The sequence below is a fragment of the Rhodophyticola sp. SM2404 genome (assembly GCF_053570515.1).
In genome coordinates, this window is sequence record NZ_JBSEDL010000004.1 from 202608 (window position 1) to 228449 (window position 25842).

Below are 25842 nucleotides of genomic sequence, written 5' to 3' on the forward strand. Positions count from 1 at the left end.
TCAGAAGGACATTGCCGTGTAGTCGACCTCGTCCTCATAGAGCGTGTCCTCAATCGAGGTCTGATGCACGCGCACCAGTTTCCCGTCCTGCAATTGAGTGATGCTCTGCTTGCCAAAGACCTGATGCGTCTTGCCGTTGAACAGCTTGTCACCTTGCGGGTGATCATCGCTCTCGGGCATGTCGGACATGGCCTCAACCGCCTCGATCAGGGCCGTGCGATCTGCGGTGGTCTGATAATTCGCAGCCTCCATGCCCGCCTTGATGATATTCAGCGTCTCCCAAACCCCGAACATATGGGCATAGGTCGAGACATCCTGCGGATCATCTATTGAAGCGCCGTTTTCATCCACACCGACTGCCGCACGATAGGCGGCTTCATAGGCGGTTTGATCGGTTTGGGAATAGCGCGGCATGCCTTCCCAAAAATAGGAGCCATCAAGAAACTCAAGGCCCGAGCTGTTCACATCAACCGCCTCAAGGCTGTCGATAAAGCCAAACAGGGCAGGGCCTTGGCCGCCAAAGAACTCACCCATCTCACGCACGAAGGTCAGAACCGCAGGTCCGACCATGACGTGGTAAACCACCTCGGTCTCACGCGGGATGGCGGGGAAATAGCGGGTGAAGGAGGTCTCGGACGGGGGCACCGCAATGGAGGCCACGATCTCGCCGCCTTGGGCTTCAATCGCTTGGCTGAAGAAATCGCGGTGATCATGGCCAAAGGCGAAATCGGGATAGATCATGGTGACCTTCTTGCCGACAGTATCGGCGATGAAGGGTGCCATGGATTGCACCTGACTTTTCACATCCGTGATGCCGGGCTGAAGGGTCCAGCGGTTCAACATGCCGCTGGCCACATGGTGCCCTTCGGAGACCACGAAATAGGGCAGTTCCAATTCGGCCGCGCGCGGGGCCGCGCCGATCACCACATGGCTGAACAAAGGCCCGAAGGCGAGGTCACAATTGTCACGCGTTGCAAAGCGTTCCAGCACTTCGGCCGCGCGGCGGGGGTCGGTGCCGTCATCCTCGGCCACGATCTCGACCTCGCGGCCATTGATGCCGCCCATTCCATTGATCCGCTCAACCGCGGCGGTCACCACGCGGTCATACCAGCGCCCATAGGAGGAGCCGATCCCCGTGCGATGCACCTGAAAGCCAAGCTTGATCGGACCTGCCGATTGCGCATGCGCGAAACGCGCGGCACTTGCCAGGAAACTGGAGGCCCCAGCCACACCAGCGGCCGCGCCAATCGTCGTTAATGCTCTACGGCGGCTCAGGCCTGCGGATGTCTTTTTAATCAATTTTGTTCTCCCTATAGGCGTGGAACATGACTTAATTTTTGTGGCACTCAAACGATCAGTAAAGGTTTCTGGGTGGCCGCACTATACCCCTCTGGGGGAAGCAAGCAGCCATAGCCCGAACACTGTATAGGCCACCATAAACACTCCAAGCGGGATCTGGCTGAGGGTGGCTGCGCGCGGCGATTGGAACAAATCAAGCGCGCGGCAATGGGCGATGATAACGGCCAACACATGCCCGAGCACCACAATCCCCGCTTGCGTCAGCCAAATCGGCCGCACGCTTTCCATAGAGTTCAAAAACCCCGTGGTCACCCTGATATCCCCCAACCCAAACAAATTCGCGCCGACCGCCAAAGGATCGCCAAAGGCTGCCAGCAGGTATTGCCCGTCAACCAAGAAGGTCACTGTAAAATGCGAGGCGTGGAAGGCCAAGGCAATTGGCAAAATGGTTGGAGAAAATACTCTAAACATCTGTGAGACGGTAATTTTCGCCTGCGCGTCTTGGGCACGGTTTCCCAAAACCTGCCCGCACCACATGGTCAGCGCAAACAGAGCGATGAGCGTTGCCACAGACAGGATCATCCCGATGATCGAGGGCAGGATCACAGCCGTTCGCCCAGGAAATGCGAGCGGATTGATCCCGATCTGGCCAAGCCACCAGAAGGTCTCTTTCAGCCCGTCAAAGCTGCCCAACCCAAGAATAATCAACGCGAAAATCGCAGGCCCCCAAGCCGAGATGTCACCGCGTGCAAGCTGCCAGCCCAAACAGCCGATCCGCAGGGTCTTGTTATAGCTGATGAGCGAGACGCGGGCGATTTGAGCGAAGAACAGCGTCAAGGGCTCGCCCCGTGTCAGCCATGTTTCCCGTCCGAAAACCACCATCGCGACAAGATGAAAGAGCCAATAAAACAAAACGATTTGCGCCAATCTGTCGGGATCGGCAGGGGCGGGATCGACGATGGAGAAGCCGAACATCAGGCAAAACCCTGCAATCGCAGGCGCGACCCCCCAATTTTGTGGCAAATTCAATAATGGGGCGCTGTCCTGTCGCCCAAAAATTAGGCGATGCAGCCCCGTCCACGGGTTTATCAACCGCCAGATATCGCCAAATACCCCCACAAAATTGAAAAGCACGATCCAGACGCCAACCCACACCATCAAAGGCAGGAGATTCGTCAAAGGATCGCGCGGGCCTGTCATGCCGATCAGCACGAGGCCCAAAACCCCTGCCGTTGCGGCTAGGCTGATGAAATCGGCCGCGCCGCGTGGAAGCGAGGGGATGGGCAAGTGTAGCGGGCGAAACAAGCGCTCCAGCCAGTGGCGGGGCACAAAGCCCACGATCAGAACGGAGGCCAGAACCGATAGAACCCCGCCCGTGATATAGGCCTCGGTCGGCAAAAGAAGCACGAAAGCCTGCTCGGAGACATGGGCATTTGCGCCCTGTGCTGGTAGCACGAAGGCGGCGGTGAGGATAAGGTTACGCAACCTGTTTGTGACCATCATCGCGCCTTTGGAAATTGGAAATATTTGTCAGCATATTATCGAGATGGACGTGAAAGGAATGCATATGCGCGCGGTCTTCGGGATCGGGGCTGTGGTTTTGCTCTTGGGCTCGGCTGTGCTCATCTCTCGCGGTTTCGGGCCATCTGGCACGGTGGTCTTGTCGAATGCGCGGGCCGAGCTGTCAATGATGGCGCTCAATTCGGTCGATATCTTCGTGACCATGCAAAACGGGGCGGAGCCTGATCTGCTCTTGGGGGCGTCTTCCGCCCTCGGGCCGGTCGAGGTGATCAACCCTGATGATGCAGGCGTGCCGCCTATTCCTGCTTTCAGTGATGTCTCGCTGTCGTTGGATGGGGTGTTTTTACGGCTCAGCGGCTTTGACAGCCTGCCCGAAGAGGGGCAATTGCTGCCCTTTACGCTGGTTTTCGAAAATTCGGGCGCGCTGTCCTCGCGCGCGGTGATGGGGCGCGCGGCTGATCTGCATGGCACCCATCAAGCCTTGGGTGATCTGTGGGAGGGCGAGGAATTGGTGGCCGAGGGCCACGCCCTGCCAAGCCTTGATCTGTCGATGACCCAGCTGGAAGACGGCGGCTGGCAGGTCATCTTGGAGACCCGTGATTTCACCTTTGCCCCAGACAGCCCCGAGCCTGAACATGTGCCAAGCCACGGGCATGCGCATCTCTATATCAACGGGCTCAAGGTCCAGCGCATGCATGGGCCCGAGGCCGTGATCGGTGCTTTGCCGCAGGGCGCGTATCATGTGCGCGCGGCGATCAATTCCAATGATCACCGCCCCTATATCGATGCCAATGGCCCGATCGAGGCTGTCCTGCGGCTGCGCGTTGAATAACGCCAAGCGCCTTAGCGCAATCCGTCCTCGCCCTAAACCTGTGCGGCCTCTAGCTCGCCTATGCCGCCAAGCATTCTGGAGCCGGTGCAATCGGGTCATCTTCCAGACATGGGGATGATGGCAATTGATGCGAGATTTGCAGCCACCGAAGCCGCAACACGCCACCTGCATAAAACCTGCCCGAGGTAGAGGCCTAACCAAACGGCTCGAAACCTACCCGAAAATCCTGCTCTGGCGGGATCGCGCGCGCTACGATAAATGTCTGGCATGGAGAGAAAACCTGAAAACATCCTCCCTTGGCGCCTGTCCGTTGCGCCGATGATGGATTGGACCGACCGCCATTGTCGCTATCTTCATCGTCTGATGACGCGTGAGGCCTTGCTCTATACCGAAATGGTTACCGCTCCCGCTGTGATCCATGGCGATCGGGAGCGGCTTCTGGGGTTTGATCAGGCCGAGCATCCGCTTGCCTTGCAGCTTGGCGGCTCGGACCCGCAGGAGCTGGCGCAGGCCTGTCAGATCGCGGCGGATTGGGGCTATGACGAGATCAACCTCAATGTCGGCTGCCCCTCGGATCGCGTTCAATCAGGGTTTTTCGGTGCGGTCTTGATGGAGCGGGCGGAATTGGTGGCGGATTGCGTGGCGGCCATGATGTCCGCAAGCCCCGTTGAGGTCACGGTGAAATGCAGGATCGGCGTGGATGATCAAACTCCCGAAGAGGTCCTGCCCGAATTTCTGGCCCGCGTCTCGGCGGCTGGCGTCAACCGCTTCACTATCCATGCGCGCAAGGCTTGGCTGCAAGGGCTCAGCCCCAAGGAAAACCGCGATATTCCGCCTTTGGACTACCCGCTTGTCCATCAGATGAAAGAGATTTTCCCGCATCTGCATCTCAGCGTGAATGGCGGGATCACCACGCTGGACCAAGCCAATGGCTTTCTTGAGGCGGGGTTGGATGGCGTGATGATCGGGCGCGCGGCCTATCACGAGCCTGCCTCGGTCCTGCTGCGCGCGGATGCCGAGATTTTCGGCCAGCCTGAGCGCGGGCTATCGGCCGAGGATATCGTGCGCCAGATGCTTCCCTATATCGAAGATCACCTCGCCTCGGACGGGCGGTTGCACCAGATCACGCGGCATATGCTGGGGCTGTTCACGGGCCGCCCTGGGGCGCGGGGCTGGCGCAGGGTTCTGTCCGAGGGCGCGTCAAAAGATGGGGCAGGGATTGCCTTGGTCGAGCAGGCTTTGGCCGAAGTTACGCAGCGCGCTGCGTGATATCCGATCTGGCGCTGCTGCGCGCCAGCCTATAACAGGTTTCCAAAAGGAGCCTGCCTATGCCTGATATCTTATCGCTTTTGCCCATGCTTGGATTGATCCTTGTGATCGGTGCCTTCGCGGGCGTCATTGCAGGGCTGCTTGGTGTGGGCGGCGGGATCATTCTTGTGCCTGCCTTCTATTTTGCCTTTGAAGGGCTTGGCTATGCCTCGCCGCAACTGATGCAAATCTGTCTGGCGACCTCGCTGGCCACAATCATCGTGACCTCCCTGCGCTCGGTGATGGCGCATCACAAGAAAGGCGCTGTGGATTGGGATATTCTCAAGACATGGGGGCCTGGAATTGCGATTGGGGCAGCACTTGGCGTGGTCGCGGCCTCGGGCTTGCGCTCAGAAACCCTGATGGGGATTTTCGGCGTTTTAGGCGTGGTGGTGGGCCTTTATCTGGCCTTCGGGCGCGCGGAATGGCGTTTGGGCGATGCAATGCCCGCAGGTGCAGGGCGGCTTGTGACATCGCCTGTTTTGGGCTTTTTGTCGGTTTTGATGGGGATTGGCGGCGGATCCTTCGGCGTGCCTTTGATGACCTTGTTCAATGTGCCCATCCACCGCGCCGTGGCGACAGCGGCGGGGTTCGGCGTGGTAATCGCTGTGCCGTCTGTGGCAGGCTTCCTGCTGGTCGGCGGGGATGGCGTGAACCGCCCGCCTTTCACAATCGGTCAGGTCAATCTGGTGGCCTTTGTGCTGGTGGTTGCCATGACAATGATCACCACCCCTTGGGGGGTTAAGCTGGCCCATGCGATGGACCCCAAACCGCTCAAGCGGTTTTTTGCCTTCTTCATCATGCTGATGGCGCTCAACATGCTGAGAAAGGCATTCGGTCTCTGATTAAGATCAGACACTTGCCAGATTTAGGTGAAGTATAACTACGCGCCCTTGCGCGCGGCCCGTCCCGCACGCCCGCCACGCCGCTTTTGCAGCTGCGACGCGCGCTCGGGCAAAGCGGCCATCACATCGCGGCGCGCTTCAGGGGCCATACGGCTCCATTGGGTGATCTCGTCGATGCTGCGCAAACAGCCGGTGCAAAGCCGCGCCTCGGGATGGATGACGCAAATCTTGATACAGGGCGACTCGATCTCGTCGCGGCTCCAGATGCTGTCACTCATGAGAGGCACGCGCCTTTTCTGCTTTGATATGGCGCATACGATCCAGCACCCCCTGCAATATATAGCTCGCCGCCACCGCATCAATGAGCTCGGCCCGTCTTTTGCGCGAGGTATCGGCCTCCAGCAAAGCCCGCTCGGCTGCAACCGTTGACAGGCGCTCATCCCAAAAGCTGATCGCGCAGCCCTCGAAGGCGGGCAAGCGGCTGAGATTGCGGGCAAAAGCGCGGGTCGATTGCGCGCGCGGCCCCTCCGAGCCATCCATATTGCGCGGCAGGCCCAAGATTACTCCCTTGGCATCACGCGCCTGCGCAATCTCGGCCAGCCGCGCGGCATCTTGGGTGAATTTGCTGCGCTTGACCGTCTCGGTGGGGCTCGCCACAGATTGCATCACATCTGACAAGGCCACACCGATTGTCTTGGTGCCCAGATCAAGCCCGATCACGCAGGCCGTGGCTGGCAAGACGGCGGCAAAACCCTCGATATCCTCGAAAATCACTGGTCTGCCCCAAGCAGCGGGGCGGCGGCAGCCTCGATCACCGCCATCACGCCTTCGGGCGCATCGGCATAGGTCACGCGCGCATCCTCATAGATCGCGCGGGCCTCATCCTCGCGGCCAAGCACGATCAGCGCACCGATCAATTGCGCCCATTCCTCGGGCGCGCCGCCCTCACTGGCCAGCCGCTCGGCCAGACCTGCGACCATATTCTGGATCATCGCGCCGCGATCCTCAGAACTCATATCACCCGCCGCCTCGATCTGATCAGCGGAGGGGCCGCGCAAATCATCATTTGCGGGGGCGGCAGGGGGTTGCGGCTGGGGCAGGTTCTCCAACTCGCGTTGGGTGCCTGCAAGAAAAGCGACCTCCTCGATTTGCAGCATGATCGGTTCAACCCAAGGGGCGTCCCCCGTGCTTTCGGCCAAAAGGTCCCGCCAGATCGGGAAGGCCAAATCGGGGCGGCCCTGTTGGGCATACATCAACCCTGCATAATAGCGCGCGGTGCCATTGCGCGGGTCCATCTCGAAGCCTGTGCGCAGCTGCGTCTCCGCCTCGGGCGAGACATAGCCACCAGCCCCCAAGATCATCATCTCGGCCATATCAATATGCTCAAGCGCTGTGACATCCTCGCCCAAAAGGGTGATCAGACGGGCTTGCGCCAAACGGGCCGCGCGGAAATTGCCAAGCCGCGCTTCGTTTTGCGACAAAAGGCGGATGCCTTGAACATCATCGGGGCGGCGCTCGATAATGGTGCGCAATTGGACCACCATCTCCTCCAACTCGTCGCTCACCTCAAGCCGAGGCATGGGGGGAACTTCCGCCTCGGCCTGTTCCTGACTGGGGCGCGCGGCGCGGCCCTCTTCGATAATGGCAATACGCTCGGCAATCGGCAGGTCGCGATAGCCGGGCGCGCCAAGCTGGGTATAGACCAGCAGCGCCAGCCCGACCGTGGCCACCAAAGCCACGCCGATCACCAGCGCGCCTTTTGGGCCGATCTGGGTTGTGGCTTTGTCCTGTTGCAAGGCGCGGTCGGCCTCAAGAATGCGGCGGGACACTTCGGTGCGCGCGCGCGCGGCGTCATCCTCATTCAGGATGCCGCGGTCCAGATCGCGGTCGATCTCGCTCAACTGGTCCTTATAGACCTGAAGATCATAAGCGGCATTGGGCGTGGAGGCCGTGCGCTGCCTGTTCACAGCGGCAAAAATGACCAAGGCCGCCAATGCCGACATCGCGCCTGCGACAATCCAGAACCCCATTTCTTCCGCTCTCCTCTTGCTTCGCCCTAAGATGTAGGGCCTTGTCGGCCTGATCGAAAGTGGCAATCGTGCCTTTGGCTGCGACCATCTCGCGCGTGGTCGCATTTTGGCCTTGATATGCCGCGCGCAGTATCCTCTTTCGTGGCATTCCGCGCGAAGACAGACCGAGTTTCAGGGAAAGACAAGCATGCCGCGTTATTCTGCTTTTGCAATCGCCAAAGAGGCCTTCCGCCACCAGCTCGGCTGGGAGAGGGCGTGGAAAAGCCCCTCCCTCAAATCCCATTACGATGCGATCATTGTGGGGGCTGGTGGGCATGGTCTGGCCACGGCCTATTACTTGGGCAAAAACCACGGCATCACAAATGTCGCCGTGATCGAGAAAGGCTGGCTGGGGGGCGGCAATACGGGCCGCAATACCACCATTATCCGCTCGAATTACCTGCAAGACCCTTCCGCCGCGATTTATGAAAAAGCGAGGTCGCTCTATGAGACGATGTCGCAGGATTTCAACTATAACGTGATGTTCAGCCCGCGCGGCGTGATCATGCTTGCACAAACCGAACATGAGGTGCGCGGCTACCTGCGCACGGCCCATGCCAATAGCCTGCAAGGCGTCAAAACTGAATTCATCGGCCCCGATAAGGTCAAGGAGCTTTGCCCGATCATCAATATTGATGGTCCGCGCTATCCTGTTCTGGGCGGTCTCTGGCAAGCACGTGGCGGCACGGCACGCCATGATGCGGTGGCTTGGGGCTATGCGCGCGCCTGCTCGGATATGGGCATGGATATCATCCAGCAATGCGAGGTCACGGGCGTGCGCTCGGAAAATGGCGCGGTCAAAGGCGTCGAGACCTCCAAAGGCTTTATCGGCTGCAAAAAGCTCGGCATCGTGGTGGCAGGTCATTCAGGCGTCTTGGCCGAGATGGCGGGCTTCCGTCTGCCGATTGAAAGCGTAGCGCTCCAAGCGCTGGTATCAGAGCCGATCAAACCTTGCATGGATGTGGTCGTGATGGCCAACACGGTGCATGGCTATATGAGCCAGTCGGATAAAGGTGAAATGGTCATCGGCGGCGGCGCGGATGGCTATAACAATTACACGCAGCGCGGCTCCTTCCAGCATATCGAGGAAACCGTGCGCGCCCTGATCGAAACCTTCCCGATGATCTCGCGCCTCAAGATGCTGCGCCAATGGGGTGGGATCGTGGATATGACCGGCGACCGCTCGCCCATCATCTCGAAAACCCCGCTTGAGAATTGCTTCATCAATTGCGGTTGGGGCACAGGCGGCTTCAAGGCCATCCCCGGATCGGGATGGGCCACCGCCGAGATGATCGCTAAAGGCGAGCCGGGCCCCTTGGCCGCAGAATTCGGGCTGAACCGCTTCCGCGAAGGCCGCTTCATCGACGAATCCGTTGCAGCGGGGGTGGCGCATTGACCCGTTCCGCGCTGTTTCATCTTTCCAAAAATACGACTGCGCGGCCTGCCGCCAGCTTGAACGAGGTGCATCCATGCTCCTACTGACTTGCCCCTGTTGCGGGATCGCCGCCGAGGAAACCGAGCTTGCCCCGGGTGGCGAGGCGCATCTCAAACGCTTCGGCCCTGACAGCTCGGATGCGGATTTCGAGGCCTATCTCTTCCAGCGCGAAAACGCCAAAGGCGTGCATTTCGAGCGTTGGCGCCATGTCAATGGCTGCGGCAAGTGGTTTCTGGCCGCACGCTGTACTGTGACATTGGAGGTCTTTGGCACCTATCCCGCCCAGACCCTCGCGCCCCCCGCCGAAATCATCGCCAAAATCAAAGCCAAACGACCCGACTGGAGCCCCGCATGAGCACCCGTCTTGCACGCGGTGGTCGTCTGATCGACCGCACAAAACAGATGAGTTTCACCTTCAATGGCAAACGCCTCAAAGGCTTTGCCGGCGATACGCTGGCCTCGGCGCTTCTGGCTGAAAACCAGATGCTTCTGGGCCGCTCCTTCAAATATCACCGTCCGCGCGGGCTTGTGGCCTCTGGCGCGGAGGAGCCGAATGCCCTTATGAATTTGGGCGAAGGCGCGAAATTCGAGCCGAACCAGCGCGCCACCACGACCGAACTGTTCGACGGGCTGGCCGCCCAAAGCCAGAACCATTGGCCAAGCCTCGAATATGATATCGGCATCGTGAATAACTACGCCGCGCGCTTCCTCTCGGCGGGCTTCTATTACAAGACCTTCATGTGGCCGCGCCCGTTCTGGAAACATGTATTCGAGCCGATCATCCGCCATTCTGCAGGGCTTGGCCGTGCGCCGAAAGCGCGAGATGCGGACCGTTATGAGCATTTCTATGCCCATGTTGATCTGCTGGTCATCGGCGGCGGCATTGCGGGTTTGCAGGCGGCTTTGGCGGCAGGTAAATCGGGCAAACGCGTGCTTGTGATTGAGCAAACTGCCCATTGGGGGGGGCGCGCGCCCGTTGACGGCGTCGAGATCGCGGGCAAACCCGCCGATGATTGGATCAGTGAGAGCTTGGCCGCGCTGGAGGCCATGCCCAATGTGCGTTTGCGCACCCGCACCATGGGCGCGGGCGTCTATGACCACGGCTATGTGCTGGCCTATGAGCGGATCGGCGATCACCAGCCCGAGCGTGATGCCCCGCGCCACCGCCTCTGGCGCATTCGTGCGGCCCGCGTGATCACCGCAACAGGCGCGATCGAGCGGCCCTTATCCTTTGTCGGCAATGACATCCCAGGTGTGATGCTGGCCGCCTCCTTGCGCGATTACGTGGTGAATTACGGCGTCTCGGCGGGCGACCGCACGGTGGTTGTCACCAATAATGATGATGCCTATCGCACAGCGATTGCCTTGGTCGAGGCGGGGCTTTCCGTGCCCTGCATCATCGATGCGCGCCCGCAGGCCAATGGCATCCTGCCGCAACTGGCCCGCAATTTGGGCATTTCTGTCAAAACGGGCAGCGCCATTGCGGCTGTGAAAGGCGGCAAGCGCGTCACAGGTGTCACGCTTTGCGCGCAGGCAGGCGAGGGCGCGGTGACCGAGGAAATCGCTTGCGAGGCTGTCGCCATGTCGGGCGGCTGGTCGCCCGTGGTGCATCTTTGGTCCCATTGCGGGGGCAAGCTGCTCTGGGATGAGGATCATGCCTGTTTCCGCCCCGATCCTGCCCGCGCGCCGCTCTCGCATGATGGCGCGGCATTCGTGATGGCGGCAGGGGCCGCAAATGGTGCCTTCGCACCCTCAGCCGTGCTGGCCGATGGCCTGCGCGCAGCCCAAGATGCGCTTGGCACGAAAGCAGAGGGTACCGCGCCCTCGGCCAATGATATGGCGGAGGAGCCGATGTTGCCCGTCTGGATCATGCCGCAAGGCGCGCCCGTCGAGAAACGCATGAAAATGTGGCTCGACTATCAAAATGACGTCAAGGTGGCCGATGTACAGCTTGCCGCGCGTGAGGGCTATGAAAGCGTTGAGCACACCAAACGCTACACCACGCTTGGCATGGCAACAGATCAGGGCAAGTTGAGCAATATCAACGGACTGGCGACACTTGCTGATGCTTTGAATGCCGAGATCCCGCAGGTTGGCACCACCACATTCCGCCCGCCTTATACCCCGATCTCCATGGGCTCGATTGGTGGCGAGGCGCGCGGCGAGATTTTCCAGCCTCTGCGCCGCACTCCGATCCATGACTGGCATGCCGAACAGGGCGCCCATTGGGAACCGGTCGGATATTGGCGGCGTCCCTATTGCTTCCCGCGCACAGGCGAGAGCCACCGCGATGCGGTCAATCGTGAGATTTTGGCGACCCGCGGCTCGCTCGGGGTGCTTGATGCCTCGACCCTTGGCAAGATCATCGTCAAAGGCCCCGATGCGGCCCAATTTATGGATATGCTCTACACCAATATGATGAGCAGCCTGAAACCTGGCAAATGCCGCTATGGTTTGATGTGTTCGGAAAACGGCTTCTTGATGGATGACGGCGTTGTCGCCCGCATTGATGAGGAAACTTTCCTTGTGCACACCACCACGGGCGGGGCCGATCATATCCACGCGCATATGGAAGATTGGCTGCAATGCGAATGGTGGGATTGGAAGGTCTATACCGCCAATGTCACCGAGGCTTGGGCGCAGGTCGCTGTTGTTGGCCCCAATGCGCGCAAGGTCTTGGAAAAGCTTGGCTGTTCTACCGATATCTCGGCTGAGGCCTTGCCGTTTATGGCATGGATCGAGGCCAAGATCGGCCGCTTTGATGCGCGGATTTTCCGGATTTCTTTCTCGGGCGAGTTGTCCTTCGAGATCGCTATTCCCGCCAGCCAAGGCCGTGCCTTCTGGGATGCCTTGCAAGAGGCGGGCGCAGAGTTCGGCATCACCCCTTATGGCACCGAAGCCCTGCATGTGATGCGTGCTGAAAAGGGCTTTATCATGATCGGCGATGAAACCGATGGCACCGTGATCCCGCAGGATCTGGGGCTGGGTTGGGCGATCTCCAAGAAGAAGACCGATTATCTGGGCAAACGCGCGCAGCAGCGCAGCCATATGGCCAGCCCTGATCGTTGGCAGCTTGTCGGGCTTGAGACATTGGATGGCTCGGTTCTGCAAGATGGCGCTTATGCGGTGGCCGATGGCTCAAATGGCAATGGCCAGAGCAATACCCAAGGCCGCGTGACCTCGACCTATTATTCGCCAACCCTTGATAAGGGCATCGCGATGGGGCTGGTGCTGCATGGGCCTGACCGAATGGGCGAGGTTCTGGAGTTCACCCAATTGGATGGCGGCCGCTGCAAGGCCAAAATCGTAAATCCTGTTTTCTTTGATCCCGAAGGGGAGAAGCAGAATGTCTGAACTGGCTATTTCCGCATTGAATGAGGCCGCAAGCACGGGCCCTGTCACGGTCCGCGAGCTTGGCTTGCAGGGCATGATCACCCTTCGTGCCGATCTCTCGGATAAAAAGCTGGCCAGCGCACTCAAGGCGCTGACGGGGCTGGGAATGCCCGCACAGCGCGGTATCGAGCGCGAGGGCGATTTCGCAGTGGCGTGGATGTCTCTGGATGAACTGTTGATCCTTTGCCCCCATGCACAGGCCCCCAAGCTGGAGGCCGATCTGGCGAGCAAGCTGAAAACTATCCATCATCTGGTGGTCAATGTCTCGGATGCCCGCGCGATCTTTGCCATTGAGGGGCAGGGCGCACGCGAGGCGCTGGCCAAGGTCACGCCTGCCGATCTCCACCCCGAGGCGTTGCAGGTGGGCGAGCTGCGCCGCTCGCGGCTGGCGCAGGTGGCGGCTGCCTTCTGGATCGAGGGCGAGGACAGCATCCGCCTGATCTGTTTCCGCTCGGTGGCGCAATATGTTTTCGATTTGCTGGCCATGAGCGCGAAAGAGGGCGGTGAAGTCAGGTATTTCTGAGGGTCAAGCCTTGACCTTTGGGGGGCTTGGCCTCCATTTGTCTCTCAAAGAAACCGCAAACATCAGAGGGGGCCGTCGAAATGGCTTTTGAACTTCCCGATCTTCCCTATGCACATGACGCACTTGCCGGCAAAGGCATGTCTGCTGAAACCTTTGAATATCACCATGATATTCACCACAAAGCCTATGTCGATAACGGCAATAAGCTGATCGCGGGCACTGAGTGGGAAGGCAAATCTCTCGAAGAGATCATTACCGGCACCTATGCAGCAGGTTCGGTTGCGCAAAACGGCATCTTCAACAATGCCTCGCAGCATTGGAACCATATGCAGTTCTGGGAAATGATGGGCCCGTCGGGCGACACCATGCCAAGCGAACTTGAAGCCGCGATCACCGATAGCTTCGGCTCGGTTGATGCGTTCAAATCCGAGTTTGCAGCCGCAGGCGCAGGCCAGTTCGGCTCGGGCTGGTGTTGGTTGGTGAAAGACACCGATGGCGGCCTGAAGGTCACCAAGACCGAGAATGGCGTGAACCCGCTCTGCTTTGGTCAAACCGCGCTGCTCGGTTGCGATGTTTGGGAGCATTCCTATTACATCGATTTCCGCAACAAGCGCCCTGCCTATCTGGATAACTTCCTGAACAACCTCGTGAATTGGGAAAATGTTGCGGCCCGTTTGAGCGCGTAATCGCAAACAGACTTCTGGTGAAACGGCCCCCAGTGCGGGGGCCGTTTTGCGTTTAGCCAAGCGGCGCGAAGGCGCAGGTGAAATGGCGCAGGAGTTTGGGCTCTTTCACGATTTTATACCCCTGTAGCCTGTCTTTGATGGAGGCCAGTTCCTCAAAAGCCTCGACCACGTAATCGGCATGGCTTTGGGTATAGGTCCTGCGCGGGATCGCGAGGCGCACAAGGTCCATGGCGGCGGGGTGTTCGCTGCCATCGGGTTGACGCCCGAACATTGCAGTTCCGATCTCGCAAGACCGTATGCCCGCAATCTCGTAAAGCGCCACCGCCACCGCCTGTCCGGGATAGGCGAGGGGTTCAACATGGGGCAACCAAGCGCGGGCATCTATGAAAACCGCATGCCCGCCCGCAGGTTTGACCACAGGCACACCAAGCGCGTCCAACCGCTCCACGATGTAGGAATTGGCGCGAATGCGGTAGCGCAGGTAATCCTCCTGCACGATTTCCTTCAGGCCCTGTGCCAAGGCCTCCAGATCACGCCCCGCCATGCCGCCATATGTCGGGAACCCTTCGGTGCGGATCAGATGCGCGCGGGCCTCCTCGGCCATGTCATCATCATTGAGCGCAAGCCAGCCGCCGATATTGCCAAAGGCGTCCTTTTTGGCGCTCATCGTCATTGCATCTGCAAGGCGGAAGCAATCGCGCACAATATCGGGAATGGAGCGACCCTGCTGGCCGTCTTCGCGGGTTTTGATGAACCACGCATTCTCGGCAAAGCGACAACCATCGATGATGAAGGGTTTGCCATGGGCATGGGCGATTTCTGCCGCGGCATGGATATTGGCGAGGCTGACAGGCTGGCCACCGCCTGCGTTATTGGTGATGGTCAACATCACAGCAGGCACAGCCGCGCCATGCTCGCCCAGATAGGTCTCAAGCTTGTGCAAATCGATATTGCCCTTGAAGGGATGATCCAGCGACGGGTCCTTGCCCTCTTCGATCACCAGATCATCCCCGATTGCGCCCGATGCTTCGATATTGCCGCGTGTCGTGTCGAAATGCGTATTCGAGGGGATGCGTTTGCCCGCCCCTCCGATGATCTGCATCAAGATCGCCTCGGCCGCGCGCCCCTGATGGGTCGGGATGACATGTTTGAAGGGCATCAACTCCTTCACGGTCTGCTCAAAGCGCAAGAATGAGGGCGATCCCGCATAGCTTTCATCGCCGCGCATGACTGCGGCCCATTGCTCGGCGCTCATGGCACCTGTGCCTGAATCGGTCAGCAGATCAATCAGCACGTCGTCGGAATGCAGGCCAAACAGATTATAGTTGGCTGCTTTGATTAGATCGGCGCGCTCGGACCGTGTGGTCATGCGGATTGGCTCGACCGATTTGATGCGAAAAGGTTCGATGATGGTTTTCATCTCAAGGGCTCCAGATAGGACGGTCCCTTGAAAACGCGGCAGCCAAAACACGATGGGACCGAAGCGCTGCGGTTGCCCGAACTGGTTTCGGACCGCGCTCAACGCCCATTAGGCTGCACGGATATAAATTTCAGAAACGGGTTTCGAGTTCAAGACCCCTTGACCCTGCGGTATCGCACAGGTCGTGTGATCCAAAAGGAAAGGCCAAGAATGACTGAGTCGGGCAAAGGCGTTTTGGCCATGGTGGGGGCCTGTAGTATCTGGGGCCTTTCGGCGCTGTTCTACAGGCTTTTGGCCGATGTCCCACCCTTGGAGGTGCTGGCGCATCGCACTGTCTGGTCGCTTGTGGTCTTTGGCATTGTGCTGGCGCTGCAAACCCGTTTGGCCGAGACCCGAATTGCCCTGTCAGGCACCCGCAAATTTGCTTTGGTCTTTGCAGCGGCGGCGATGATTTCGTGCAATTGGTTTTTCTTCATCTTCTCGGTGCAAGTGGGCCGCGTGGTCGAAAGCTCGCTTGGCTATTACATCTTCCCGCTGGTTGCCGTGGCCCTTGGCGGGATCGTTCTGCGCGAACGCCTGTCCAAGCCGCAATTGGCCGCTGTGGCGCTTGCCGCCCTTGCCGTGATGATCCTGACGGCGGGCTTGGGCGTGGCCCCGTGGATTTCGCTGATATTGGCGGTGACCTTTGGCATTTATGGCCTGCTGAAACGTTGGGTGGATGCAGGCCCCGTGGTCTCGGTCACGGCAGAAGTGTTGGTGCTGACCCCCATCGCCGTGGCCTATCTGATCTGGCTGGGTGCGGATGCGGGGGTGTTTGGCCATGATCTATGGCTCTCAATCCTGCTGGTACTGGCAGGGCCGATGACAGCGATCCCGTTGATCATGTTCTCCTATGCGGCCAAGCGCGCCTCGCTCTCGACTTTGGGCTTGGTGCAATATCTCAACCCCAGCCTGCAATTCTTCGTCGCGGTGGTGCTGTTCGGAGAGGCCATCACCCTTTGGCACGCCATAGCCTTCCCCATTATCTGGGTGGCTTTGGCGCTTTATTCATGGGCCACGCTCAGGCGTGCGCCGCCTCCAGCGCAGCCATAAGGGCGGGCACGGTATCGATGGTCTGGATGAAATCCAGCACCGAGCTATCGGCAAAACCCTCGGTCACGACATGATCAAGAAGATCGGTGAGCTTTGACCAGTAATTATCTGTATTCAGAAGATAAATTGGCTTTTTATGCAGGCCCAATTGCCGCCATGTCAGCACCTCGAAAAACTCGTCCAGACTGCCAGCTCCTCCGGGCAAAACCACGATCGCATCGCAATTCATGAACATGACCTTCTTGCGCTCATGCATCGTTTCGGTGACGATGAATTGCGTCAGGTCGCGCTTGCCGACCTCCCATTCCAGAAGATGGGTCGGGATCACCCCGAAGGTCGCGCCGCCTGCTTGTGCTGTGGCGCGGGCAACCGTGCCCATCAAGCCCACATCGCCCGCCCCATAGACCAGCCGCATATCAGCGCCAGCCAAAGCCGTGCCAAGCGCCTGCGCCGTTGCCTCATATGTTGCACGTTTGCCTGAACGGGCACCGCAAAATACGCAAACTGAAAATTGGGTCATAAAAAATGTCCAAAATGATTTAGTTAACACTTTGATAGCGGGGTTGTGACAGTCATCACAAGTTCGTTTATGCTTTTTGAATGACTGGGAATGAAAGAGATTTGAGATGAGCGAAGGCGCAGGCAGTACGGGCGGTGGTTTTGGGGCCTTGGGGGCAGGGCTGATTGTGGTCGCTCTCGGTGTGGCTGGCTTTTTTGGTTGGCAATCCACGCAAAACAACAGCGACGCAGAGGCCGATATTGCGCAAGAGGCCGAGGGTGAAATCTCAGGCGGCGATGCCGAGACCTCGACGGAGACTGCCGCAGAGGGTGCTGTCGTCGAAATGGCAGAGGAGATGGCCGAAGCTGAAGATGCTGCCACTGACGGCGCTGCCTCAGAAAGCGCTGATACATCCGAAGCCGCGCCTGAAGCCGATTTGGCCGAGGTCGAGATCGAGGGCGAGGAGGGCGCGTCTGCCGCTCTCGACGTGCTGGTCGATGACGCCGCCACTGCCACGGGTGATGAGCCTGTTCTGGATGTTGTGCGCATCGATCCCCAAGGCGGCACCGTGATCGCGGGGCAGGCGGCAGCCAATACGCTGGTTCGCCTGATGTTGGATGGTGAAGAAGTCGCCTCTGATACCGCTGATGCAGGCGGCAATTTTGTTCTATTCGCAACGCTCCCCCCGTCAGACGAGGCGCGCGCGCTTTCGCTTGAGGGTGTCAGCGAGGATGGAACGCCGCTCGCGGGTCTCCAGACCGTGATGGTCTCGGCCATTGAAGCCGCGCCTGCGGCGGCCATCGATGACGCGGGTGTTGAGATTGCGGCCACGGATACAACTGCCGATACCAGCGATGAGACAGCGCCTGCGCAGCCCACAATCGTGATTGCCGATGCCGATGGCGCGCAAGTCGTCCAGCGCGGTGAGGAGGCAGGCCCTGAGGTCAGTCAGGTCTCGCTTGATGTGATCTCCTATGGGACCGAGGGTGAGGTGCTGCTCTCGGGGCGGTCTGTGCCGAATGAGCAGGTGCAAATCTATATCGATAATGAAGCGATCGAATTGGTCGAGGTGACAAGCGCAGGGGCTTGGGAGGCAAGCCTGACGGGCATCGCGCCGGGCAATTTCACCTTGCGTCTTGATGGACTGGATGCGCAGGGCGCGGTGACATCGCGCCTTGAGACGCCGTTCCAACGGGCCGAGCCTGAACTGGTTGCAGCCGTGGCCGCGCAAGCTGCCGCTGCTGCTGAGGAAAGCGCAACCACGACGGACTTGGCAGACGCCACAGAAGAAGCCATGCCAGACGCTGCGCCCTCTGCTGATGCACAGGCCGACACAGCCGCCGAGACAGCAGATGCAAACGCCGTGGCCGAAGCGGTAGAGACAGGTGTTGAAGTTGCAGCCGAGGCCGCAGCGGAGACAGTCACCACCGCTGTTGAAGATGTTGCAGAGGAGGCAGCGGAGACAGTGTCCGCCGCTGTAGAAGACGTTGCCGAGGAGGCAGCGGAAGCAGTGACCGCCGTAACCGAGGGCACGGCGACTGACACCGCTGCTGAGGAAGCGACAGAAACCGCGACCGAAACCGCTGCCACGGAAACCACAGAAACCGCCGCAACGGATGCCGCTGAGGGCACTGAAGGCGCAACCACCGAGCCGCGCGCCCGTGTGGTGACGGTGCAGGCAGGCTTTACGCTTTGGGCCATCGCGCGCGAGGAATTGGGCGATCCGATCCGCTATGTTCAGGTCTTTGAGGCCAATCGCGATCTGATAGTTGATCCTGACCTGATCTATCCTGGTCAGATCTTTTTGATCCCCGATACCGAGTAGGCCCGAAACCGAGTAAGGCTGACAGATTGGCGCGGCGCCCTGAAAAGCGCCGTGCTTGGCTGGCTATTCTTGCATCGGGTAACTAGGTTACGCGGTAACTCATTTGCCTGCAGGACCATTTCATGCCAGCCGATACCACTGATCTCTCTTCTGCCGATCAAGCCGCCGAAGAGCGCCGTTCCGGCTGGCGCACAATGCGCCGTGTTGCCCCCTATCTCTGGCCCGAGGATCAGCCTTGGGTGAAGCAGCGCGTGGTGATCGCGCTGGCCATGTTGTTTCTGGCCAAAGTGATCGCGGTTGGCACGCCGTTTCTCTATAAGGCGGCGGTTGATACGCTCTCGGGCGATGTGGGGGCGAACCCTGCTTGGGCGCTTGGAATGGGGGCGGTTGGCCTGACGGTGGTCTATGGTCTGGCCCGCGCGGGCAATGTGGGCTTTCAACAATTGCGCGATGCGGTATTCGCCAAGGTGGGCCAACGCGCCCTGCGGATGATCGCGCTTCAGACCTTCCAGCATATCCATGCACTGTCACTGCGCTTTCACATCACACGCAAAACAGGCGGGCTCAGCCGTATTATCGAGCGCGGTGTGAAGGGCGTGGATTTCTTGCTGCGCTTTATGCTCTTCTCGGTCGGGCCGCTGATACTGGAACTGGCCATGACGGGGATCATCCTCGCATTGGTGTTTGATATCAATTACTTGCTGGTTCTGGCGGTCACGATCACGCTCTATGTCTGGTTCACCTTCAAAGTCACCGAATGGCGCGTGAAAATCCGCAAGGAAATGAATGATCAGGACACGGACGCGAACCAGAAGGCCGTGGACAGCCTGCTGAATTTCGAAACCGTGAAATATTTCGGGGCCGAGCGGCGCGAGGCCGCGCGCTATGACAGCGCGATGGAGCGCTATGAAGATGCCGCGATCCGCACCAATTACTCACTGGCTTTCCTCAATTTCGGTCAATCCCTGATCATCACCACAGGTCTGGTGATCGTGATGGTGATGGCTGCGATCGGGGTCAATGACGGCACGTTGACCGTGGGCGATTTCGTCATGGTCAATGCCTATATGATCCAGATCACCATGCCGCTGAATTTTCTGGGCACGGTCTATCGCGAGATCAGGCAGGCGCTGGTCGATATGGGCGAAATGTTCACCCTATTGGAACAGCCCGCCGATGTGCAGGACCGCGCCACAGCGCAGCCGCTGGAGGTGACGGGCGGCGAGGTCCGCTTTGACGATGTGCGCTTTTCCTATGATCCCGCGCGGCCCATCCTGAAAGGGGTCAGCTTCCGCGTGGCACCGGGGGAAACGGTGGCTTTGGTGGGGCCGTCTGGCTCGGGCAAATCCACGATCGGGCGGCTTTTGTTCCGCTTCTATGATGTCGAGGGCGGCGCTGTCAGCATTGATGGGCAGGACCTGCGCGATGTCACTCAAGAAAGCCTGCATGCCCGCATCGGCGTCGTGCCGCAGGACACGGTGCTGTTCAATGACACGATCCGCTACAATATCGCCTATGGTCGGCCTGAGGCGAGTTTTGCCGAGATTGAGGCCGCCGCGAAAGCCGCGAAAATCCATGATTTCATTCTGGCGCTGCCTGAGGGCTATGAAACCACTGTGGGCGAGCGCGGCTTGAAGCTATCGGGGGGCGAGAAACAGCGCGTGGGCATCGCGCGCACCTTGCTCAAAGACCCGCCGATCCTGCTGCTGGACGAGGCGACCTCGGCGCTTGATACCGAGACCGAGCGCGATATTCAGGGTGAGTTGAAGATGATGGGCGAGGGGCGCAGCGTGATCACCATCGCGCATCGCCTCTCAACCGTGGTTGAGGCTGACCAGATCATCGTGCTGGAGGCAGGCGAGATCGTGGAGTATGGCACCCATGACGCGCTTTTGACCCGCGGGGGGCGCTATGCCTCGATGTGGCACCGCCAGATGGCGGAAGAAGAAGACGCCGCTTAAAGCAAAGCGGCGTCTTTTATATTGTGTTCCACAATTGCGCGGCTTTGCCCTGCGCCCGCGTTTATTCCGCCGCGCGCAGCGGTGGGGTGGCAGGGTCCTCGGCCTCTGGTGCCGCGGGGCGGGGGTCCTCATCCCAATAGATGGTGGGGTTCTCGGCGCGGGCGGCTTCGCGGGTCAGCGCCCAATCCTGCACCCGTTTGCTCATGCGCTTGGCCCCTAGGCGGCCCAAGCGGCGCATGGCCCCGCTGACAATCGTCCACCACCAGATGCGCAAAGCCAGAAGCGAGGGGGTGAAGACCAGCGTCAGCACCGTCGCGATCCCGAGGCCGAAGACCACGGCTGTTGCCAATTGCTTCCACCACAGCGCTGTCGGGCTGTTCACGGTATAGCCGCCCGATCCGAAATCAAGGCTTATGCCGTACATCATCGGGGCCAGACCTGCCATCGTGGTGATGGTGGTCAAAAGCACGGGGCGGATACGCTGTTCGGCAGTGCGCACAATCGCCTCAAGCGGGTGCATATAGCGGTTAAATTCCTGATAGGTGTCGATCAGAACGATATTGTTGTTCACCACGATCCCCGCCAAAGCCACGATCCCCGTGCCTGTCATGATGATCGAGAAGGTCTGATCCATCGCCAGCATGCCTATCAGCACGCCCGTGGTCGACAAAACCACCGCGACAAGCACCAAGGCCGAGTTGTAGAAGGAATTGAACTGCGCCAGCAGGATGATGAACATCAGCCCCAAAGCCGCAAGGAAGGCTTGACCAAGGAAGGCTTGGCTTTCGGCCTGCTCCTCTTGATCGCCGGCCCATTCCCATGCAACTGATGCGGGCAGATCTGCCTCCGAGCTCAGCCATTCCGACAGCACTTCGATGCGTTCATTGGCGGTCACAGGGGTGAGCGCCGCGCCCTCCAGCACCGCCTCCTCGATTTGGGCGGCGGTGACGCCATCCTCAAGGTTGAACACGACATAGCCCGTCTCATCATAGGTGAAGGCAGGCTGGGTATTCGCGGCCTCAGGGGCGGCATCGCGGATCATGCCAAGGCTGCCATCTTCCCCATCCGAGACCAGAAACAGCCCCGTAAACACATCGGCGCGCACATCAAAGACGCGCGATTGATCAATGCGCGAGATTTCGGCCAATTGCGGGGCAGGCTCCCATGAAACGAAATTGGCCAGAGGCACAAGGCCATCGGCTGTGCGCACCCGCAGGGTCTCAAGCGTCGAGAGAACCCTTTGTTCCTCAGGGAAGCGCACGCGGATTTCAATCTCGTCATCCGAGCTGGGAACCCGCATCGTATCCAGCAAGATACCGCGCGTGACAAGCTGCACCATCGCGCCGACAGTGGCGACATTCGCGCCATAGCGGCCCGCGGCCTCCACATCGACATTCACCTGCCAGTCAATGCCGGGCAGGGGCAGGCTGTCCTCAACCAAGGTCAGGCCGGGTAGGGTGTCGAAATGGGCGCGTGCGATGGCCGTGGCATCCTGCAAATCCTGCCAGTCATCGCCCGAGAGGCGCAGATCAATCGGCTTGCCCGAAGCGGGGCCTTGGGCGGCTTCGAAAATCTCGGTCTGGATGCCGGGGATCATGTCCAATTCGGCTTGAAGCCCGTCAAGAATGACATTGCCATCCTCGCGCTCGCCCCAAGGGGCCAGATCCATCTGCACCTGCCCGACTGTGTCGCCCGGAGCCGCCGCGCCGCCTGTGTTATTGTCGAGCCCGCCGCTGCCTGCAAAGGCAAAGACATCACGCACCCCTTCGGTGCGCAGCACGATCTCTTCGACTTGGCGCACCAGATCATCTTTTTCATCCAGCGAAAGATTGCCCCGTGCACGCACATAAACGATGGCGTTTTCAGGCTCGGTTTCGACGAAAAACTCAACGCCGTTATTATTGGCCGCAAAATAGCCAAACACGGCAATCACGAAGCCTGCAACAAGCCCGATCATGACCAAAGGCATCACTGGGTTGCCGACAATAGCATGGATGAAATGCCCGAATAGCGAGCGTTTATACCCCGCGCTGATCACTTTGCGCTCGCGCTCGATCATCACGGTGCCGATCAGCGCCGACATCAGGGCCGAGGCGATCACAAACATCACCACACCCGGCAGCATGGCAATAAAGGGCGAGACATCCTCGCCCACAAAAGCCGCACCTCGGATGGTCACGAGGATCGATTGGAACATCGCAAAACCTGCGGCCAGTGTCAGCAAAACGCGGATCCAGTAATTGGGCACAAGCGCCATCACCAAAGCCGAAGCCGCCTCGACCGTGCGGCTGAAGCGGGCAGCCACACCGCCCAGAACAGGCAGATAGATCAGCGCCACAATCAGCGAGGCCGAAAGAACGAAGATCAAGGTGACAGGCAGCATGCCCATAAACTCACCCGGGACACCCGGCCAGAACAGCATGGGCAAGAAGGCACATAGCGTGGTCGCGGTTGAGGAGACAACAGGCCAGAACATCCGCTTGGCGGCATCGGTATAGGCCTGCATCGGCCGCGCGCCTTGTTGCAGGCGCTTGTCGGCATATTCGACGATCACAATCGCCCCGTCCACCAGCATACCCACCGCAAGGATCAGGCCGAACATCACGATATTCGAAATCGTGATCCCCATGATCCCCAGAAGGATAAAACACAGCAAAAACGAGGTCGGGATCGCAAAGCCCACCAGCAGCGCCGAGCGCGTGCCAAGGGCAGCCAGCACCACGATCATCACCAATGCTACAGCCGTCAGGACCGAGCCTTCAAGCTGGCTGACCATGCCATCTACCTGTACCGATTGGTCCAGCGAGGTCTCGATCTGGACCGAGGCGCGCAATTCGGGCGGCCAAGTTTCGGCATAGGCCTCTACTTCGGCGCGCACCAGATCGGCGGTGTCGATGATGTTGAAACCCTGCCGTTTGACCACTTGCAGCGCAATTGTGGGCTGCCCGTTAAAGCGCGCCGTGCCTTGGCGGTCTTCATAGGTCAGGCGGATTTCGGTCAGATCGCCAAGCGTGACCACGCGGTCGCCATTGACCTTGACGGGCAGGGTATAGACGTCTTGGGGGCTGTCGAAACTGGAGGGAATGCGCACTGAGAGCGCGCCCGAGGCCGTATCAACCTCGCCTGCTGCGATCAATTGGTTGTTGTTCACAACCGCCGAGATCAATTCCTCGGCAGTGACATTATAGGCCTCCATCGCCAGCGGGTCGATCACGACCTCCAGCATCTCGTCGCGCGCCCCTGCAAGCCCCGCCTCCAAAATTGGCGAAAGCCCCTCAAGCAGGGTCTGAAGCTCATTGGCCAAGCGGATCATCGTGCGCTCGGGAGCATCGCCTGAAAGCGAGACCACGATGATCGGGAATTCCGAGAAATTGATTTCGTTGATCGAGTAGTTTTCGGCTCCATTGGGGAATTCGGCCTCGGCGCGGTTCATCGCATCGCGGACATCGGCGATGGTCTCACCCTTATCCCAGCCAAACTCGAACTCGAGGAAAACGCCTGCAAACCCTTCTGCGGCGGTTGAATTGATGCCGTCCAACCCGTCAAGGTCTTGAAACTCGGCCTCCATCGGGCGCACCAATTGGCGCTCGGCATCTTCGGCGGAAATGCCGGGGAAGGGGACGGATATAAACAGGCCCGGAATGTCGATATCAGGCTCACCCTCTTTGGGCAGACCGATATAGGCGGCGGTGCCCACGGCCAGCGAGAGCACCACAAAGGCCAGAACCATTCGGGCGCGGGAGGCCGCCCAATCAATTAAACCGGTCATTGATCACCCTCCCGATAGGTCGGGATGACCTGCACGCCTTCGGTCACAAATTCCTGCCCCACGACGATGATATCGGCCTCATCTGGCAGGCCTGCCACCACAGCGCCCTCAGGCGTGTCGCGCAGGAAATCGACCTCATGGAACACAACGCTATTGTCTTGCGCCACCAGACGCAGGCCAAGCGTGCCCTCATCATTCAGCGTCAAGGCCGAGGAGGGGACCATATGCGCAGGCGTGCCCGGTGTCTGGATCAGGATATCGGCGGTTTGGCCATCGCGGATCAGCAGATCCTCATTGGGAACCTCAAGCTCGACACGGAAGGTGCGGGTTTGCGGATCGGCCGAGCGGGAGACGAAGGTCACCGTGCCTGTCACCTGTTGGCCGCTGATCAAACGCGCGCCTGCGGTGGCCCCCACAGTGACGCTTGCCACCGAGGTTTCGGGCAGGAAGCCCACGATCTTCATACGGTCCAGCTCGATGATCGAGGCGCATAGCGCGCCGGGCTGCATCAGACTGCCAAGCTCGGCCGTATCGGTTTCCAAATAGCCCGAGAAGGGGGCCGTGATCGTCAGGCGCTGAAGGTCTTCTTCGGCGCGCTGCACGGCGGCTTCTGCCGATTGGATGCCGCTGAGCGCTTGCTCCACACCTGCTTGGGCCGAGCTGATTGCCGCCTGCGCCGACGAGGCTGCCGCGGCCGAGCTGGCCGCGCGGGTTTCAGAGGCAAAGCCGCTCTCGTTCAGACGCGAGGCTGCATTGGCATCAATCTCGGCGGCGACCAATTGCGCTTGGGCTTCGGCCACGCGGGCCTCGGCCTCGGGCACGCGCGATTGCGCGGTCACAAGGGCTGCCTGCGCCTCAAGCAAGGCGATGCGGCGGGTGCCGGGGTCAATCTCGCACAGGGCCTGCCCCGCCTCGACACGGGCGCCCGCGCGGATCGGCTCGGAAATGATCTGGCCCGAGGTCTCGGACATCACCTGCACATTGCGCAAGGCTTCGGTGCGGCCCCGCAAGATCACGGCTGTATCGGTCTCACTGGCAAGGCTGCGCATCACTACGATACGAATGCCTGCCTGATCTTCAATTGTTGCATCATCGGGCGCTTCGTCAGCGACAGGCATAGCCGCATCGGCGGCCTGCGCCTCGCTGCCAGCGCCCACCAAAGCCAACAGGCTGCCGCGATCAAGGACGATGAAATACAAGGCGACGCATACCAGCAGCGCGCTAATGATCGGAAATATCTTCATGAAGGTCTCATCCTTGCTCGGTCGCGCCGAAGCTCACGGGGGGATATGTATAGATATGTATTAGGGTATACGCTGAACCATTTAGTTCAGATTAGTCTCTATTCCAAAAACCTTCAAGAGT

20 protein-coding genes are annotated in these 25842 nt (G+C 59.7%); 11 read left to right on the forward strand and 9 right to left on the reverse strand.

What is annotated here, in order from left to right; genetic code table 11:
• Together ACTYEO_RS08020 and ACTYEO_RS08025 are read right to left on the reverse strand one after the other, a co-directional pair.
• Positions 1–1296 (reverse strand): ABC transporter substrate-binding protein, encoded by a 1296-nt coding sequence (locus ACTYEO_RS08020; protein ID WP_449323349.1) that lies wholly within the window; start codon positions 1294–1296, stop codon positions 1–3.
• Positions 1297–1380: 84 nt separating this feature from the next.
• On the reverse strand, positions 1381–2802 hold the full coding sequence (locus ACTYEO_RS08025; RefSeq protein ID WP_449323205.1) for a hypothetical protein: 1422 nt from the start codon (positions 2800–2802) through the stop codon (positions 1381–1383).
• 43 nt (positions 2803–2845) lie between these two features.
• On the opposite strand from ACTYEO_RS08025, the gene ACTYEO_RS08030 reads away from it, so the two are divergent.
• The 3 genes from ACTYEO_RS08030 to ACTYEO_RS08040 all read left to right on the forward strand — a co-directional run bounded on the left by ACTYEO_RS08030 (position 2846) and on the right by ACTYEO_RS08040 (position 5805).
• The gene (locus ACTYEO_RS08030; protein WP_449323206.1) at positions 2846–3652 is read left to right on the forward strand and encodes a hypothetical protein; all 807 of its coding nucleotides are present in this window, start codon (positions 2846–2848) and stop codon (positions 3650–3652) included.
• Between the two features lie 267 nt (positions 3653–3919).
• The gene (dusA, locus tag ACTYEO_RS08035) at positions 3920–4921 is read left to right on the forward strand and encodes a tRNA dihydrouridine(20/20a) synthase DusA (protein WP_449323207.1); all 1002 of its coding nucleotides are present in this window, start codon (positions 3920–3922) and stop codon (positions 4919–4921) included.
• Between the two features lie 59 nt (positions 4922–4980).
• Entirely contained in the window at positions 4981–5805 is an 825-nt protein-coding gene (locus ACTYEO_RS08040) for a sulfite exporter TauE/SafE family protein (RefSeq protein ID WP_449323208.1), read from the forward strand.
• Positions 5806–5843: 38 nt separating this feature from the next.
• On the opposite strand, the gene ACTYEO_RS08045 is transcribed toward ACTYEO_RS08040, so the two are convergent.
• From ACTYEO_RS08045 to ccmI, 3 genes are read right to left on the reverse strand one after another with little or no spacing between them, the layout of a single operon-like run.
• Complete coding sequence (locus ACTYEO_RS08045) at positions 5844–6083, reverse strand: DUF1289 domain-containing protein (protein ID WP_449323209.1); 240 nt, start codon at positions 6081–6083, stop codon at positions 5844–5846.
• Complete coding sequence (ruvX, locus tag ACTYEO_RS08050; protein ID WP_449323210.1) at positions 6076–6579, reverse strand: Holliday junction resolvase RuvX; 504 nt, start codon at positions 6577–6579, stop codon at positions 6076–6078. The genes ACTYEO_RS08045 and ruvX overlap by 8 nt, the downstream gene beginning before the upstream one ends.
• Complete coding sequence (ccmI, locus tag ACTYEO_RS08055) at positions 6576–7835, reverse strand: c-type cytochrome biogenesis protein CcmI (RefSeq protein ID WP_449323211.1); 1260 nt, start codon at positions 7833–7835, stop codon at positions 6576–6578. Before ccmI ends, ruvX begins: the two co-directional genes overlap by 4 nt.
• A 187-nt stretch (positions 7836–8022) precedes the next feature.
• On the opposite strand from ccmI, the gene ACTYEO_RS08060 reads away from it, so the two are divergent.
• From ACTYEO_RS08060 to ACTYEO_RS08080, 5 genes are all read left to right on the forward strand, one after another.
• Positions 8023–9270, forward strand: coding sequence for a sarcosine oxidase subunit beta family protein (locus ACTYEO_RS08060; RefSeq protein WP_449323212.1), 1248 nt, complete (start codon positions 8023–8025; stop codon positions 9268–9270).
• Positions 9271–9343: 73 nt separating this feature from the next.
• Positions 9344–9664 (forward strand): sarcosine oxidase subunit delta, encoded by a 321-nt coding sequence (locus tag ACTYEO_RS08065; protein WP_449323213.1) that lies wholly within the window; start codon positions 9344–9346, stop codon positions 9662–9664.
• A complete protein-coding gene (locus ACTYEO_RS08070) occupies positions 9661–12663 on the forward strand; it encodes a sarcosine oxidase subunit alpha family protein (protein ID WP_449323214.1) in 3003 nt (1000 codons plus the stop codon). The genes ACTYEO_RS08065 and ACTYEO_RS08070 overlap by 4 nt, the downstream gene beginning before the upstream one ends.
• Positions 12656–13225: a sarcosine oxidase subunit gamma gene (locus ACTYEO_RS08075; protein WP_449323215.1), complete on the forward strand. Its 570-nt coding sequence runs from the start codon at positions 12656–12658 to the stop codon at positions 13223–13225. The genes ACTYEO_RS08070 and ACTYEO_RS08075 overlap by 8 nt, the downstream gene beginning before the upstream one ends.
• Before the next feature lie 80 nt (positions 13226–13305).
• On the forward strand, positions 13306–13911 hold the full coding sequence (locus tag ACTYEO_RS08080) for a superoxide dismutase (protein WP_449323216.1): 606 nt from the start codon (positions 13306–13308) through the stop codon (positions 13909–13911).
• A 52-nt stretch (positions 13912–13963) separates the two neighbouring features.
• Here ACTYEO_RS08080 and ACTYEO_RS08085 read toward each other — a convergent pair whose 3' ends face one another.
• Positions 13964–15331: a tryptophanase gene (locus ACTYEO_RS08085; RefSeq protein ID WP_449323217.1), complete on the reverse strand. Its 1368-nt coding sequence runs from the start codon at positions 15329–15331 to the stop codon at positions 13964–13966.
• Between the two features lie 210 nt (positions 15332–15541).
• Between ACTYEO_RS08085 and rarD the strand changes: the two genes are divergently transcribed.
• Positions 15542–16423, forward strand: coding sequence for an EamA family transporter RarD (rarD, locus tag ACTYEO_RS08090; protein ID WP_449323218.1), 882 nt, complete (start codon positions 15542–15544; stop codon positions 16421–16423).
• Here rarD and ACTYEO_RS08095 read toward each other — a convergent pair.
• Entirely contained in the window at positions 16392–16943 is a 552-nt protein-coding gene (locus tag ACTYEO_RS08095) for an LOG family protein (protein WP_449323219.1), read from the reverse strand. The genes rarD and ACTYEO_RS08095 overlap by 32 nt on opposite strands.
• A 106-nt stretch (positions 16944–17049) precedes the next feature.
• Here ACTYEO_RS08095 and ACTYEO_RS08100 point away from each other — a divergent pair, with 106 nt between their 5' ends.
• Entirely contained in the window at positions 17050–18747 is a 1698-nt protein-coding gene (locus tag ACTYEO_RS08100) for a LysM peptidoglycan-binding domain-containing protein (protein ID WP_449323220.1), read from the forward strand.
• Between the two features lie 122 nt (positions 18748–18869).
• The gene (locus ACTYEO_RS08105) at positions 18870–20708 is read left to right on the forward strand and encodes an ABCB family ABC transporter ATP-binding protein/permease (protein ID WP_449323221.1); all 1839 of its coding nucleotides are present in this window, start codon (positions 18870–18872) and stop codon (positions 20706–20708) included.
• Between the two features lie 61 nt (positions 20709–20769).
• Here the strand turns inward: ACTYEO_RS08105 and ACTYEO_RS08110 are convergent, their stop codons facing one another.
• A complete protein-coding gene (locus ACTYEO_RS08110) occupies positions 20770–24477 on the reverse strand; it encodes an efflux RND transporter permease subunit (RefSeq protein WP_449323222.1) in 3708 nt (1235 codons plus the stop codon).
• Positions 24474–25721, reverse strand: coding sequence for an efflux RND transporter periplasmic adaptor subunit (locus ACTYEO_RS08115; RefSeq protein WP_449323223.1), 1248 nt, complete (start codon positions 25719–25721; stop codon positions 24474–24476). Before ACTYEO_RS08115 ends, ACTYEO_RS08110 begins: the two co-directional genes overlap by 4 nt.
• Positions 25722–25842: the final 121 nt, after the last annotated feature.

Coding starts and splice junctions, on each gene's coding strand:
- ACTYEO_RS08025 (WP_449323205.1), bottom strand. CDS start 2,802: ATGATGGTCACAAACAGGTTGCGTAACCTTATCCTCACCGCCGCCTTC.
- ACTYEO_RS08030 (WP_449323206.1), top strand. CDS start 2,846: ATGGACGTGAAAGGAATGCATATGCGCGCGGTCTTCGGGATCGGGGCT.
- dusA (WP_449323207.1), top strand. CDS start 3,920: ATGGAGAGAAAACCTGAAAACATCCTCCCTTGGCGCCTGTCCGTTGCG.
- ACTYEO_RS08040 (WP_449323208.1), top strand. CDS start 4,981: ATGCCTGATATCTTATCGCTTTTGCCCATGCTTGGATTGATCCTTGTG.
- ACTYEO_RS08045 (WP_449323209.1), bottom strand. CDS start 6,083: ATGAGTGACAGCATCTGGAGCCGCGACGAGATCGAGTCGCCCTGTATC.
- ccmI (WP_449323211.1), bottom strand. CDS start 7,835: ATGGGGTTCTGGATTGTCGCAGGCGCGATGTCGGCATTGGCGGCCTTG.
- ACTYEO_RS08060 (WP_449323212.1), top strand. CDS start 8,023: ATGCCGCGTTATTCTGCTTTTGCAATCGCCAAAGAGGCCTTCCGCCAC.
- ACTYEO_RS08065 (WP_449323213.1), top strand. CDS start 9,344: ATGCTCCTACTGACTTGCCCCTGTTGCGGGATCGCCGCCGAGGAAACC.
- ACTYEO_RS08070 (WP_449323214.1), top strand. CDS start 9,661: ATGAGCACCCGTCTTGCACGCGGTGGTCGTCTGATCGACCGCACAAAA.
- ACTYEO_RS08075 (WP_449323215.1), top strand. CDS start 12,656: ATGTCTGAACTGGCTATTTCCGCATTGAATGAGGCCGCAAGCACGGGC.
- ACTYEO_RS08080 (WP_449323216.1), top strand. CDS start 13,306: ATGGCTTTTGAACTTCCCGATCTTCCCTATGCACATGACGCACTTGCC.
- ACTYEO_RS08085 (WP_449323217.1), bottom strand. CDS start 15,331: ATGAAAACCATCATCGAACCTTTTCGCATCAAATCGGTCGAGCCAATC.
- rarD (WP_449323218.1), top strand. CDS start 15,542: ATGACTGAGTCGGGCAAAGGCGTTTTGGCCATGGTGGGGGCCTGTAGT.
- ACTYEO_RS08095 (WP_449323219.1), bottom strand. CDS start 16,943: ATGACCCAATTTTCAGTTTGCGTATTTTGCGGTGCCCGTTCAGGCAAA.
- ACTYEO_RS08100 (WP_449323220.1), top strand. CDS start 17,050: ATGAGCGAAGGCGCAGGCAGTACGGGCGGTGGTTTTGGGGCCTTGGGG.
- ACTYEO_RS08105 (WP_449323221.1), top strand. CDS start 18,870: ATGCCAGCCGATACCACTGATCTCTCTTCTGCCGATCAAGCCGCCGAA.
- ACTYEO_RS08110 (WP_449323222.1), bottom strand. CDS start 24,477: ATGACCGGTTTAATTGATTGGGCGGCCTCCCGCGCCCGAATGGTTCTG.
- ACTYEO_RS08115 (WP_449323223.1), bottom strand. CDS start 25,721: ATGAAGATATTTCCGATCATTAGCGCGCTGCTGGTATGCGTCGCCTTG.